Origin of the sequence: Nocardia sp. PE-7 (assembly GCF_030486425.1) — a bacterium.
GTDB lineage: Bacteria > Actinomycetota > Actinomycetes > Mycobacteriales > Mycobacteriaceae > Nocardia > Nocardia salmonicida_A.
Map to the genome: position 1 here is coordinate 1,327,494 of NZ_CP129614.1, position 12,887 is coordinate 1,340,380.

Genomic DNA, 12,887 nt, shown 5'->3' on the forward strand with positions numbered 1-12,887 from the left:
ATGCGATCGTTGCAGCAGGTTCAGCACTGGCCGGTCAAGAACGCCGCCGCCGCCGTGGTCACCGCGGACGGTGTGTCGAGCATCGGCGATACCGAGCGGGTGTTCCGGCTCGCCTCGGTCACCAAACCGCTCGTCGCCTATGCCACGCTCGTGGCGATCGAGGAAGGCGCGGTCGAACTCGACCAACCGGCGGGCCCGCCCGGTTCGACCGTGCGGCACCTGCTCGCCCATACCTCCGGCGTCGCGTTCGCCACACCCGAAGTGCTCGCCGAACCCGGCGCCCGCCGCATCTACTCGAGCGCGGGCTTCGAACTGCTCGCCGATTTCCTCACCGCGCAGACCGGTATCGAATTTCCGCGATATCTGCGCGAAGCGGTTTTCGAGCCGCTCGGCATGGCCACCGCGGTCCTCGATGGTTCCGCCGGCCACGCGGGCAGCGCCTCCCTCGCTGACCTCACGCTATTCGCCACCGAGTTGCTGGCACCTCAATTGATATCTCGGCAAACCTTGGACGACGCGACCTCGGTGCAATTCCCCGACCGCAACGGAGTGCTGCCGGGATACGGCTCCCAGCGTCCCAACGACTGGGGATTGGGATTCGAAATCCGCGACGGAAAAACCCCGCATTGGACGGGTTCAGCCAATTCCGACCGCACCTACGGGCACTTCGGCCAGTCCGGCACGTTCCTGTGGGTCGACCCGGAAATTGCGGTGGCGACAATCGCGCTGAGCGACGAGAATTTCGGTGACTGGGCCAGAACAGCGTGGCCGAAATTCAGCGATTCCGTTATCGCAGAGACACATAACACGCAGTAAAGTAACACGCGCAACACTGCACACTTCAGTACACTCGTGCCACGCCAGACCACGACGGGCCGTTGGGGAAGACGTTCCTTGTCGAGGCTGGAGGTGTTGGTAAGTGCGCGCATCGAGTCAGTTCGCTGACGCGACGGCGGGTGTGGTTTACATCCACTCATCGCCCGCCGCGTTGTGCCCTCACGTGGAATGGGCGCTGTCCACCGCGCTGTCGTCCCCCGCGAAATTACGCTGGAACACCCAACCAGCCGACGGGCACCTCCGCGCCAGCAGTGACTGGGTCGGCCCCGTCGGTACCGCGGCCCGGATTGCCCAATCATTGCGAACCTGGCCTGTGCTGCGTTTCGAAGTCACCGAGGACCCCAGCGAAGGCGTCGACGGCGAGCGCTACAGCTTTGTCCCCGCCCTCGGGCTCTGGCACGGATCCACCGGCGCCAACGGTGACGTGATGCTGGGCGAAATGCGATTACGAGCCTTACTCCAGGCCGCCAAGGAACTCGACGTCCACGGAACTTTCGACCTGTCCACCGAGCTCGACCGAGCCCTGGGCGCGCCGTGGGACGAGGACCTCGAGGCGTACCGGCAGGGGACCGACAGCGTCGGCGCGGAAGTCACCTGGTTGCGGCGGGACGTCGGTTGACACCTGATCCACGACCATCCCGATGATCGGGGGCGAAGTCAGTCGGCGAGGTCCATGCGGAGGAACTCGCTGATGCGGAGGAGTTTCGGGGGGCGGGGGATTTCTGGGGGCAGTGCCTGAAATGCTTCGTCTCTGCCGACGACGCGTGGTGCGGTGAGGGCTATCTCTCGGCCGTCTTTGCGGAGCTGCGCCGTGCCGGTGGCCAGGATGTTGCGCACCCAGTCCGAGGTCGATCCGTAGACGAGGACGAACAGGTAGCCGCCGTCGACGGGGTGGGCGTCGAGCGGGGTGCGGTAGGTCTTTCCCGAGGTGCGGCCGGTGTGGGTGAGGACCGGCCACTTTCCACCTGCGACGGCGCGGGGATTGAAGACGCGTTTGTTGATTTTGCCCCACCAGATCGGCATAGGCATGAGGTGCTCCCTTGTTCGGGCCAGCGTGACTTACAACTGTAAGGCTGACTTACATCTGTAAGCTTGTCAACGCTTCGTCACCGAGGAGGTCCCATGCCCGTACGGCAACCGCTGAGTCGCGATCGTGTGCTGGATGCCGCGATTCGGGTCGCCGACCGTGGGGGAGTGGAGGCCATCACGATGCGGCGGGTGGCGCAGGAGTTGGGGGTGGAGGCGATGTCGCTCTACAACCATGTGCCGAACAAGGACGCGATACTCGACGGCGTTGTCGACGCGGTGTTCGCGGCGATCGAGTTGCCGGCGGCCGGAGGTGTTGATTGGCGGGAGGCGATCCGGGCGCGGGCCCGCTCGGCACGTTCGGTGCTGGCGCAACACAGTTGGGCGCTCGGGTTGATGGATTCGCGTCGGAATCCCGGCTCGGCGACCCTGCGTCATCACGACGCGGTCCTGGGAGTTCTTCGCCGGGCCGGGTTCTCGCTGCCGATGGCCGCGCACGCGGTCTCGCTGATCGACAGCTATGTGGGCGGTTTCGTCCTGCAGGAGGCGAACCTGCCCGTGGCTGTACCGGCGGACGTCGAGGCAGTCGCGGGCGGCATTCTCGCGAACCTGCCGGCAGACGAGCTACCCTATCTCACGGAGATGATCGTCGACCACGCCCTGCAACCGGGGTACGACTACTCGGGCGAGTTCGGATTCGGGCTGGACCTGATCCTGGACGCGCTCGAAGCGCGCCGAGGTCAGCGCTGAGCGCCAGCCCCTGATTGCAGGGGCACCACTTTCCTTGTATCGAAATTCGTTGTCGTGCAGCATCGAAGAGATGATGAACAGACGAATTTCTGGAGCATTCCTCGCCGCATCCGCCGCCGTAGTCGCATTCGGTCCCGTCGCGATCGCGCCCGCGGGCGCGGCAACGCCGTTCGTAGCACCCGAGATCACCTTCGCCGGAACCGCGGCGGGCACCGTCACCGCCACTCTGCGCAACCCCAACGACCGTGGGCAGTGCTGGGCCGAAGCGGGCGTCGGCCCCGAGAACAACCACGTCTTCTTCGGTGACAGCGCACCGGAATCGCTGGCCGACCCCGGCAAGACGGTCGTGACCTCGCTCGACGGCCTCGGGCCCGGCACCACGATCACCGCACGCGGCGGCTGCGTCAACGGCGCCGAGTTCGCGTTCTCGGAGTTGGTCACCGTCAACGTTCCGACCGCTACGCCGTCGACCGGAAGCTTCGGCTTCTAGCGGATCCGCGGGCGGCCGCGGTGGAATGCCGCGGCTGCCTTCAGCTGCCCGTGCGGCGTGCCGGAAGGGCGACGCGGTCGAGATCGTGGGCGAGAACGGCGCCGGGAAAGGCGGCCTGCTCGATGAACAGGTGATCCTCACTCGCGGTGTAGCGCTCCGAAAAGTGGGTCAGAACAAGGGTGTTCACCCCGCAGGAGCGTGCGACCTCGCCCGCCTAACGTGCCGTGAGATGGCCGCGTTCGTGCGCCTGATCAGTCTCGGAGTCGAGGAAGGTGGACTCGATGATCAGCATGTCGACGCCATCGGCGAGCTCGAAAACGTTGTCGCACAGGCGAGTATCCATGATAAAAGCCACCTTCTGGCCCGGTCTCGGTGTCGAGCATTCCTCGAGCAGGGGCCCCGACAACTCTCGGATCGCGGCGCCGGAGATGCCGTGCTCGCGGAGCTTCTCGGGCAGAAATGTTCGGCTGTCCGGTTCGGCGAGGCGGTAGCCGTAGGTGGGGATGCTGTGGGCCAGCGCGAGTGCGGTGAGGGTGAAACCGTTGCCCTGCAACGTTTCGCCGGGCCCGCTCACCGGGTGTTCGACGACGCTGGGCGAGCCGTAATAGCTCGTCGCGTATCTCAGTCGTTCCCAATACTCGGCGCCCTCGGCGGGGTACACAGCGTGCACGTCGTGGGGCACCCCGTCGCGGCCGAGTCGCTGCACGATGCCGGGGACGCCCAGCGAGTGGTCGCCGTGGAAATGGGTGATACACAGCCAATGCAGTTCGGTCGCCGAAGCGCCCGCATGCGACATCTGACGCTGTGTGCCCTCGCCCGGATCGAACAGCACGCCCTGCCCGTCCCAGCGCAGGAGGTAGCCGTTGTGGTTGCGGCGGCGGGTGGGCACAGCCCCGGCTGTGCCGAGGACGACGAGTTCTCGTGTCGACATCGACCCATCCTGGCGGGTCGCCGCGTCGGTGTCACGTAGAAATGAATGCGGGACAGGCCGAGTGCGTGCCGACTGTCGCAGCTCGCACCGAGGACACAGCTTCCGGAGGACGACGATGGATCTGTTCGACTACGACGCCGAACTGAGGCTGCACACTGCGCGCTTCTTCGCTGCCGCGAAGGTCGGCCCGGATGATCGCGTGCTCGACATCGGTTGTGGCACAGGGCAGACCACCCGTGAGGCTGCCCGTGCGGCCGTAGATGGGAGCGCGGTGGGAGTCGACATCTCGGAGGTGATGCTCGAACGGGCCCGTCGGATCAGCGAGGACGAAGGACCGTCGAATATCGGCTTCGAGCTGGCGGACGCCCAGGTGAATCCTTTTCCTCCAACATCTTTCGACCTCTGTATCAGCAGGTTCGGTGTGATGTTCTTCGACGATCCGGTCGCGGCGTTCACCAATATCGCGCGCGCATTGCGTCCCGGGGGTCGTCTCGCGTGGCTGGTCTGGCAAGGCCACGACCGCAACGAATGGGCGTCTGTGTTCAGTGACGTTCTCGCCACCACGATCCCCACGCCGGGTCGCGGTCCGTTTTCACTCGCTGACCCCGTTGTCACCGAATCCATGCTGGCGACAGCGGGTTTCGTCGACATCGACTTCACCGAGATCGACGAGCCCGTGTACTACGGCCCCGACAGTGGCGCCGCCTACGACAACCTGCTCCGCCTAACGGGATTCACCGCCTCCCTCGCCGATCTCGGGCCCGCCGAAGCCGAACAAGCCCGCACGCGACTCCGCGAGATCCTGGCCGACCATCAGACCGACAGCGGCGTGTACTTCGAATCCCGCGCTTGGATCGTCACCGCTCGTCGTCCTTGACGGCGAGTGGCGGGATGGAAAAGTATTGCGTGCGCTCGTGTCGGCGGGGTGGTTCGCTCAGGTGTTCATCGGATGAGTGCGGAAGAAGTCCCAGATCAGGGCGGTGGCGTTGATCGATTTCGTGTTCTTGCCGACGATGAATTCCGGGTACAGCGGGGAACTGGTCCCGGGCCAGATGTGCCCGCCCCCGGTGATCGTGTACAGCTGAACGTCGACGCCGGGCGGGCACGAGTATCGATCCAACACGACGTCGGCGGCGATCGTGGCCCGCACCGGAGCGCCGGTGCACCCATCGCGCCGCGCCCAGGCCGCCGCACTGTCGGTCACCGGGTGCCGGCCTACGCCGCTGTCCTCGCCACCGCCAGGCCTGGAGGCTGAACCGGAATCCGATTGTCCCGCATACGGAACGATCGCGTCATCGGTGCCGTGGAAGGCGATGACCGGCACGGGCCGGGTGGGCTGACACCAGCTGAAATCTCGTAGCCCCGACACCGGGGCGATGGCGGCGACACGATCGGCGAACTGGCAGCCGAGGGAACTGGTGGCGAAGGCGCCCATCGACAGTCCCGCGATGAAAATGCGGCGGGTGTCGACGCAGAGGCTGGACTCCACAGCTGTCAGCACTTCCGAGATCCAGGTCATGTCGGCGGAGCCGAGACCGTACTCCCACTGTGCGAAACCGAGCCGATCGAGCTGAGGGGTGATCGTGACGAACCCTTCTCGGTCTCCGTATTCGCCGAAGCCGCTACCCGCATCGGCGATGTCGATATTTTCCAGGAGGCCGTGCAGGGCGATCACGACCGGCAGCGGGCGATCGGCTCCGGCGGGGACATGCTGCCGATACTGGCCCGTTTTCTCGGTGCCCCGGAATTGCACGGTCGTTTCGCCGCGAGCGGGAACCGGTCGGCCACACCCAGCAGAAGGTGCGGGTGCGGGCGCCGGATCGTCGGCGTGCGCTACGCCGCCGGCGGCGGCGAGCAACGCGGCGACACACAGCGTTCGCAAAGCCGCCGTGGTAACCACCCGCAGTCCGGATCGGACGCTTCGACGGCGTCGGGAAGTCCCGCCTCCGACTCGCGAAATATAACTCTTCAACATGAGAGGAAGACTCTCAGATTGATGCCCGATTCTTCCCGGGTTCGCGGCACCTGTCGGAAATTCTGACGGTTATCCCACGGTCCTACCTGGAGCGATCACAGGCGGCCGCAGGGTCGGTCGGTGGTCGCGGTAGAGGTCGCACCTTGACTGATGAGGTGATGTCGGACACACTACCAGTCAGTAACCGGATTCAGATGTCCGGTTATGGTGTGGCCGGCGAGACCACACGACTCGAAGAGGAGTTGTCGATGGAGGAGCGCGAGCGCAACGGGACGCATGGGCAAGGAGGTCTACTGATCGCGCCGTCGCCGACGGGAAAGTCGGCGCCGCCGGCAGGGGTGTCGTCTGGTTCCGGAACCGCGGGATCTCTCGGACCTGCCGCGATATCGTTGCGCGACACCAGATCTCTTGCCGAGGAGATGGTCCGGCACTTCAAGCTGACCGTCGCCAGATGCCTGACCCTGCCCGACGAAGCGCTCCGTGGCGATATCACCGCGGTGACCGTCAACTGCTTGCGGATCGCCACCACGATTCTCGACGGGCGCGGCGCTCCTACCGAACGCGAAGTGGCGCAACTGGAATCGGCCGCCGCGCAGTGGGCCAGAGGCGGTGTGCCCATCGATGTGATCCTGCATGCCCTGCACGAGGGTTCGAGAATGGCCCATGAACTGGTGGCCAGCAGGTCGGCGGTCGACTCAGTCGCCGAATGCGTGGACATCGGAGCACGCACCGTCGATCTGCTCGATCTGATGACCACCACAGTGACCATGGCCTACCTGCGCGAATATCGCGGCACCGCACACGAACACCGATGTGCGGTCAACACTTTCACCACCGCGCTGCTCAACGGCCGCGTGGCGACGGCGATGGCGCGTGAATGCGGCTTGTCGATCGCCGAGCACTACCACCTGCTGGCGCTGTCCATCCTGCCTTCTTCCTCGGGGGTCGAGGGCGGCGTGGATCGCCGGGCAGCTTCCGGGCGGGTGATTCGGCGAATCCGGGCCGATCTCGCCGAAAGGGGCGGCAAGGAGGTCTTGTCCTTGCTGAGCAACAGCGGCGGCACGATCCTGATCCCCAGTACCGCGCTGCCCGCTGATCAGCTGGAACCACTCGTCAGGGTAGTCGCTGAGGCCGCCGACGCCGTCGTCACCGCCGTCCACCTCGAAGTGGCCGTCGACGCGATCCCGCAGATGTCACCGACGCTGCACGACATGGTCGACGTCGCCAATCGGCTGACCCGCGTGCTCTCGGCCGAGCCCGAGACCCGCCTCTACGATTTCGCTGAGCTGGCCGCCGAATACCAGCTCACCCGGCCGGGGGCGGTCAGGGAGTCCATGGCACGCCGACTCGACCCTTTGGTGGCCAACCCCCTGTTGCTGCGAACGCTCACCGTCTACATGCTCAGCGATCAGAACCGCCAGCGAGCGGCACGGCGATTGTTCATCCACCCGAACACCATCGACCATCGACTCAAGCGCATAGCGGGGATCACCGGCCTCGATCCCGCCCGCGCCGATGGTCAGTGGGGACTGCGCGCCGCGCTCGTAGCCCGCGCTTACCGGTCGGAAACCGCGGACCCGGGCGTGGATACTGTGGAAACCGGCGGCACCTAGAACGTGCGCAGAGAGCGATCGTGACCACCGATCGATCGGTCAGGGCGCTATCGAGAGTTCCTGCCGCTCCGGTTGGGTCGAGCGAACATAGCGCGGGCTGGTTTCGGGTGCGGTGAATCCTTTCGCGTCGCCGGTGCCTCTTATGTGTGTCGCGACGGACGTCGGGACGGGACACGGAGGTTTGTTGTGGTCATCGGTATCGGTGTGGTCGTCGGTGTGGTGCTGCTGTGCACGTGCATGGTCGTCGTGCGGCGCAAACGAGCCGGGCGTGGGTGAATCGCGCTGGCCCGACCAGGGGTTGATCGTCGCCGCGCAGGGTGGTGACGTGGATTCGATCGCGGCGTTGGTGTCGGGTTCGCATCCGCATATCCAGCGATTCGCTCATTCCCTCTGTGCGACAACGGAAGACGCCGAGGACGCGGCGCAGGAGGCGCTGATCATCCTGTATCGCAAGATCGGGATGTTGCGGGCCTCTGGTGCGCTGGCGTCGTGGATGTTCCGGATCGTTCGCAACGAGTGTCTGCGTCGGGCTCGGACGAGTCTGTCGGGTCGAATCCCTTTGCCGGACAACACCTCGGCTGTTTCGGCTGAGGACGAGGTATTGCGACGCCTGGAGGCGGGTCGGGTGGCGGCCGCGGTTGCCGGCTTGCCCGCGGACCAGCGCAGCGTGTTGATCATGCGCGACATTCAGGGCCATAGCGGCCGGATGGTCGCCGATGCGCTCGGGCTCAGTACCGCGGCGATGAAATCGCGACTGCACCGCGCTCGGGCGGCAGTTCAACAGGCACTACAGGTCACGTCTGCCGACGTTGCCGGAGGACATGATGAGTGATGATTTCGCGAGCAAGTCCGTGCCCGAGCACCTGGTGCGCGGCGCGGTGGGGTTCGGTGCGCTGGTCGGATCGGTGGCCCTGATCCCGGTCGCCGGGCTGTTCAGTGTGTTGTTGCTGCCCGTCGGTCTGATCGCGCTGCGCGGCTGCCCGACGTGCTGGGCGATCGGGCTGATGCAGATCTTGTCGAGGGGTCGGCTGCAGCGCTCCTGTGCCGACGGCCAGTGCACGCTGACCGTCGGCGAGACCCATCGAGTCACTTCCTAGAAGCTGACGCCTTCGAGCGGCCGACAAACCCAGCCGGTCGCTCGAAGCAGTTCATGCGGCGCCGAACAAGGGCAGGCAGGGGGTGAGCCCGTCGATCCTGACGGTTGTTCGCTGGTGGCTCTCCCATCTCGTGCGCGAGAGCCGCACCCGGCGCATGACCGTGACTTTCTCGCGCACCGTCAGGCGCTGGATTCCGTCGGGCTCGTAGCCGAGTTTCTCGGAGACTCGGAACGAGGACGGGTTGTCGGCGAACGCACCCGAGACCGCATCGGTGGCCCGCAGCCCGGTGCTCATCCCCTTTTTCGCGGAGGCGCGGCTAACCACCGAACAGCAGATACAGCCCGGTGAACGTGAAGCCGACCATGGTCAGCATCAACGCCAGCTGGCCGGTCAGGCGGTGACGAGGTGGGAGAAGTTGCAGGCAGCGGTCGTGAGCGGCGGCTACGCCGAGGATGTGGCCGGTCAGGACCGCGAGCACTGTGCAGGTGGCGAGCACCGTCGGATGACTCGACAGCACGTAGGCCACGTCTCGGTCGGCCAGGCCCGCGAGGTTCCATCCGCGGTCGAGCGGGTCCGCGAACAGCAGTGCCGTCGCCTGCCCTTTCTCGACGAGGAACGTGAGGTAGTGGGCGATCAGATAGCCCGCAACGATCGGAGTGAGGCTGAGCGCCAGCCGCCGCGGTAGCAGCGCGCGATCGGCGGGGGAGACACCGCCGGTGGCACGCGCGGCGACGGAGAACAGCCCGCCGACCACCCCGATGAAGACCAGCAGTCCGGCCGTGCGCACCAGTGTCGCGTCGACGACCGGAGCCAGGTCGTCGACCAGTTCGCGCCACCACGGGAAGCTGGAGAAGCTGTCGAAGGCAGTGGATCCGAGCAGTGTCGCCGCGACCGCGACAGATCCAGCGAGTCCGGGAGTCCCCGCGAGATTGTTCAGCGGCATCCGCAACACCGGCTGCCCCGTGCGGTCGCGGCTGTAGGGGCTCAGGTGCGCCAGCAGCGTGCTGTACACCTCGAGTGGATCGGCTCGCTCTGCCCAGGCGGTGCCGAACAGCGCGAGCCCTATCGAGGTCACGACCAGATAGCCGAGCAGCCAGGTCAGCACCGAGCCCACCGACCCTGGTGCGCGCCAAGCCAATTCCAGCCACACGAAGGAGAACAGGCCGAGAGCGGCTGGGAGATAACCCCATTCGTCGCGATAGCGGAGAATTCCGTGCTCCGGCGGGCGTCGGAGAAGTAGGCAACCGAAGCGGTGCAGCGCCCTGACGGGGGAGAGGACCTTCCAGACCGGTCCGATCAGCAGGGACGCCACCATCACCCCGACCCAGACGCCGATGTACAGCACTCCCGGCACGGGATTCCGTGCCGGATCCGAGGAACCGAACATCGCGATGACGATCACGCAGGCAGTGGCCAGCACGCTCGCCGTGGCGATGACCGTCCGCGTCGCGCGAGCGTCGATGAACCGGCGTACCGGCGCGGGCAGCACGAATCCCGACGAGTCGGGGTCGAGGCGCGGCTCACGCCAGGCGAAGAACAGCAGCGCGAACGAGAAGGTCAGCGCCCACGCCGCGCCGATCAACGCGTAGGTGAGCGGAATCGGCAGGTCCGTGGCGCCGTTGAGGCCGTGGGCGAGCGGACTCACTGCCGGACCAGCAGCGTCGTCACCGTCCGTCCGATCCGGTGCAGTTCGATCTCCACCTGGCCCGGCACCGTCACCGTGAAGTCGAACTCCTGGCCGGCCGCCGCGGCGACGGGGAAGGTGTGCGCGGGCGCGGAGTGGACGTGCAGTTCGTCGGTGGCGTCGCTGTCGACCCGCAACACGATGCGTTGCCCGACCTGGGCTTCGGTGCGGGTATTGGTCGGGGACACCGCGCCGTTCGCGATCCGGATGTCGATGGTGCGGACTGTCGTCACGGGTTCGGTGGTCGGTTCGCTCGACGAGCAGCCCACCAGCAGTGCACCCGCGGCGACCGTGAGCAGGCCGAACCGGAGCCGACGAAGGGTCACGGAATCTCCTCGGTGCGGTCGGTCTGCGCGGATTCTGTGCCGTCCTTCTCGCGTTTCTCCGCGCGTCGGTCGCGCATCGCGATGAACAGCATCACACCCACCAAGGCGACCGCGGGCAGGAAAGCCGGAATCGCCAGCAGGATGGAATGGTCAGCGAGCAGATCGACGTTCTCCTGGCGGATCAAGGTTCGACCGTTGCCTTCTGGTCCGGTGTGCTGCCCGCCGCCAGGTAGCGGTCGTTGACCCGGGCCGCGCCCCACGCCATCGCCGCGATCAAAGCCAGGGAGCACGCCAGCACCACCAGGCCCGCGAGGGCGATCAGCCAGGACGGATGGTCGAAGGACCGCTCGCGCTGCAGCACCGAGATCTCCTCGACGAACGGCCGGGTGAAGCTCGCGGGCGCGGCCACCTCCGCGGCGCCGATGCCGGGATCGAGCGGCATGAAGATCGGCAGCGCGGATTGCATGCGCCCGTCCTGCAAGCGCAGCACCGTTTTCCAGGTGCCGTGCACGGGTACGGGCCGGGTGGACACGAAGTGGTCGTCGCCGACGCGACGCAGCTTGTCCACGACGAGGCCGTGGCCGGGACTGTCGTCGCCGGTACCGCCTTGCCAGGCCAGGATCTCCACCCATTCCGGATCGGGACCGATGAGATCCCCGGGGGAGAGCCGGATGTCGGCGGTGACCATTCGCCCGCCCTGTTCGGGATCGGCATCGGTGAGCGCGACGGTCGCCGACGCGTTCTCCGGCACCCGGATGATCACCCCGTTCGCGGTCGCCGCGGCCGCGATCACCACGGCGGCGACCACGATCCCGCGCCGCACCGCGGGCTTGGGCAGTGCCTCGCCGCGCAAGACGGTGCCGAGCATCGCGCCGATCAGACCGCCCGCCACACCCACCGGCACCGCCATCGCGAGCAGTTCCACCCACATCCCGCCGACCCAGGGATTGACGAACATCCGCTCGATCCACAGGGATTCGAGCCAGATGCCCACCGTCGCCACACCGAGCCCGGTGAGCGCGCCCCACCAGAGCGGACGGCGGATCAGCGGCACGACGGCGAGCAGTTCGACCACGATCGCGGCGCCGAGATAGAGCGGAAACACGTTGCGCGGCGCCTCGAATCCGGTGCCGACCAGGACCGCGACGATGTAGCGCACACAGAAGGCGAAGGCCACGAGCAGCAACGTGCTGAGTGGGCCCAGCGTCAACCGCGCCGAGATCAGGGCGATCGTGGCGGCGAAGACGATCAACATCGGTTGCAGCACCAGCCGGAACTGCTCGACGCCGAAGTCGAACTCCACCTGGAACACCGACAGTCCGATCACCAGGCCGCCGAAGGCGAAGGCCTGAATCGCCCAGAGGAACCGCCCGTCGATCCGCTCGGGATCGGGCCGGTTGTATCGGCCCTCGAGTTCGAGCAGCAGGACGCCGATCAGCGACAGACCCGCGCCGCCGATGAGCATGAGGTGGGTGGGTCCCCAGAGTGTGACGTCCTGGCCGAACAGTCGATGCCAGATGTCGTCGAGCGGGAAGCCGATCAGCGCGTACAAACCGGCACCGGCGATCAAGATGCCGCCGACGGGGGCGTACCAGTCGCGGGTGATCTTCACCGCGGCCCTGCCCGGCTTCTCGTCGAGCGGCAGGATCACGGCCAGCATGCCCGCCATGAAGAGGAAGAACAGGCCGACCAGGATGAAGTAGTGCGCCGGATTGGCCAGCGGTCCGGCGTCGCGGCCCTTGCCCACATGCAGGCTCACGTCCCAGATGAAGCCGAGGAACGCGGTCAGGATGGTCGCGAGGAACATCGCGATCGGCAGCGCCACCCAGCCGGGACGGTTCATGATGCGACCGCTGAAGTCGGCCAGCCGCTGCAGCCAGGTGATGCGCCGCGTCCGATGCAGGTAGGCCACCCACAGCAGAACCGCACCGACCACCGCGGACGCGCCGGTCATCAGCGCGACTTGATCGAGGGCAGCGCCACCGCCTTCGGTGCCCTGCGCGACCATGATGGTGGACGGATCGGTCATCGCTGTGGCCACGGCAGTTCCTCCGATGTGTCGAAGCGCCCGGTCTGCGGGGTAACGAACAGTATCCCGAATTCCGCGCGGTACCGATACCCCGCGCGCACGGGTCCGGCTCGGATCCGGCGCACGCGT

17 protein-coding genes are annotated in these 12,887 nt (G+C 66.6%); 8 read left to right on the forward strand and 9 right to left on the reverse strand.

What is annotated here, in order from left to right:
• Nucleotides 1-816 (forward strand): serine hydrolase domain-containing protein, encoded by an 816-nt coding sequence (locus QX204_RS06225; protein WP_301905624.1) that lies wholly within the window; start codon nucleotides 1-3, stop codon nucleotides 814-816.
• 103 nt (nucleotides 817-919) lie between these two features.
• Entirely contained in the window at nucleotides 920-1,456 is a 537-nt protein-coding gene (locus QX204_RS06230; RefSeq protein ID WP_301905625.1) for a DUF3145 domain-containing protein, read from the forward strand.
• A gap of 38 nt (nucleotides 1,457-1,494) precedes the next feature.
• Here the strand turns inward: QX204_RS06230 and QX204_RS06235 are convergent, their stop codons facing one another.
• Complete coding sequence (locus tag QX204_RS06235) at nucleotides 1,495-1,866, reverse strand: nitroreductase family deazaflavin-dependent oxidoreductase (RefSeq protein WP_301905626.1); 372 nt, start codon at nucleotides 1,864-1,866, stop codon at nucleotides 1,495-1,497.
• A gap of 93 nt (nucleotides 1,867-1,959) precedes the next feature.
• Here QX204_RS06235 and QX204_RS06240 point away from each other — a divergent pair, with 93 nt between their 5' ends.
• Nucleotides 1,960-2,613, forward strand: coding sequence for a TetR/AcrR family transcriptional regulator C-terminal domain-containing protein (locus QX204_RS06240; protein ID WP_301905627.1), 654 nt, complete (start codon nucleotides 1,960-1,962; stop codon nucleotides 2,611-2,613).
• Nucleotides 2,614-2,683: 70 nt separating this feature from the next.
• Nucleotides 2,684-3,103 (forward strand): hypothetical protein, encoded by a 420-nt coding sequence (locus QX204_RS06245; RefSeq protein WP_301905628.1) that lies wholly within the window; start codon nucleotides 2,684-2,686, stop codon nucleotides 3,101-3,103.
• A gap of 40 nt (nucleotides 3,104-3,143) precedes the next feature.
• Here QX204_RS06245 and QX204_RS34390 read toward each other — a convergent pair whose 3' ends face one another.
• Together QX204_RS34390 and QX204_RS06250 are read right to left on the reverse strand one after the other, a co-directional pair.
• Complete coding sequence (locus tag QX204_RS34390) at nucleotides 3,144-3,290, reverse strand: hypothetical protein (protein WP_367620159.1); 147 nt, start codon at nucleotides 3,288-3,290, stop codon at nucleotides 3,144-3,146.
• Nucleotides 3,291-3,317: 27 nt separating this feature from the next.
• Nucleotides 3,318-4,034 (reverse strand): MBL fold metallo-hydrolase, encoded by a 717-nt coding sequence (locus QX204_RS06250; protein WP_367620160.1) that lies wholly within the window; start codon nucleotides 4,032-4,034, stop codon nucleotides 3,318-3,320.
• 115 nt (nucleotides 4,035-4,149) lie between these two features.
• Here QX204_RS06250 and QX204_RS06255 point away from each other — a divergent pair, with 115 nt between their 5' ends.
• Nucleotides 4,150-4,911 carry a class I SAM-dependent methyltransferase gene (locus QX204_RS06255; protein WP_301905629.1) on the forward strand — a complete coding sequence of 254 codons (762 nt, stop codon included), beginning with the start codon at nucleotides 4,150-4,152 and terminating at the stop codon, nucleotides 4,909-4,911.
• Between the two features lie 57 nt (nucleotides 4,912-4,968).
• On the opposite strand, the gene QX204_RS06260 is transcribed toward QX204_RS06255, so the two are convergent.
• The gene (locus tag QX204_RS06260) at nucleotides 4,969-5,934 is read right to left on the reverse strand and encodes a CE1 family esterase (RefSeq protein WP_301905630.1); all 966 of its coding nucleotides are present in this window, start codon (nucleotides 5,932-5,934) and stop codon (nucleotides 4,969-4,971) included.
• A gap of 269 nt (nucleotides 5,935-6,203) precedes the next feature.
• On the opposite strand from QX204_RS06260, the gene QX204_RS06265 reads away from it, so the two are divergent.
• From QX204_RS06265 to QX204_RS06275, 3 genes are all read left to right on the forward strand, one after another.
• Nucleotides 6,204-7,622 carry a PucR family transcriptional regulator gene (locus QX204_RS06265; protein WP_301905631.1) on the forward strand — a complete coding sequence of 473 codons (1,419 nt, stop codon included), beginning with the start codon at nucleotides 6,204-6,206 and terminating at the stop codon, nucleotides 7,620-7,622.
• Between the two features lie 268 nt (nucleotides 7,623-7,890).
• Nucleotides 7,891-8,454, forward strand: coding sequence for an RNA polymerase sigma factor (locus tag QX204_RS06270; protein ID WP_301905632.1), 564 nt, complete (start codon nucleotides 7,891-7,893; stop codon nucleotides 8,452-8,454).
• The gene (locus QX204_RS06275; protein WP_301905633.1) at nucleotides 8,447-8,719 is read left to right on the forward strand and encodes a hypothetical protein; all 273 of its coding nucleotides are present in this window, start codon (nucleotides 8,447-8,449) and stop codon (nucleotides 8,717-8,719) included. Before QX204_RS06270 ends, QX204_RS06275 begins: the two co-directional genes overlap by 8 nt.
• Before the next feature lie 51 nt (nucleotides 8,720-8,770).
• Here QX204_RS06275 and QX204_RS06280 read toward each other — a convergent pair whose 3' ends face one another.
• Genes QX204_RS06280 through QX204_RS06300 form a run of 5 tightly spaced genes read right to left on the reverse strand, consistent with a single transcriptional unit; the run spans nucleotide 8,771 to nucleotide 12,758 of the window.
• Entirely contained in the window at nucleotides 8,771-9,013 is a 243-nt protein-coding gene (locus QX204_RS06280; protein WP_301905634.1) for a GNAT family protein, read from the reverse strand.
• A gap of 22 nt (nucleotides 9,014-9,035) precedes the next feature.
• Nucleotides 9,036-10,364 (reverse strand): hypothetical protein, encoded by a 1,329-nt coding sequence (locus tag QX204_RS06285; protein WP_301905635.1) that lies wholly within the window; start codon nucleotides 10,362-10,364, stop codon nucleotides 9,036-9,038.
• Nucleotides 10,361-10,729, reverse strand: coding sequence for a hypothetical protein (locus QX204_RS06290; RefSeq protein ID WP_301905636.1), 369 nt, complete (start codon nucleotides 10,727-10,729; stop codon nucleotides 10,361-10,363). Before QX204_RS06290 ends, QX204_RS06285 begins: the two co-directional genes overlap by 4 nt.
• Nucleotides 10,726-10,911, reverse strand: a complete 186-nt coding sequence (locus QX204_RS06295; protein WP_301907928.1) for a hypothetical protein — start codon at nucleotides 10,909-10,911, stop codon at nucleotides 10,726-10,728. The genes QX204_RS06290 and QX204_RS06295 overlap by 4 nt, the downstream gene beginning before the upstream one ends.
• A complete protein-coding gene (locus QX204_RS06300; protein WP_301907929.1) occupies nucleotides 10,911-12,758 on the reverse strand; it encodes a hypothetical protein in 1,848 nt (615 codons plus the stop codon). The genes QX204_RS06295 and QX204_RS06300 overlap by 1 nt, the downstream gene beginning before the upstream one ends.
• Nucleotides 12,759-12,887: the final 129 nt, after the last annotated feature.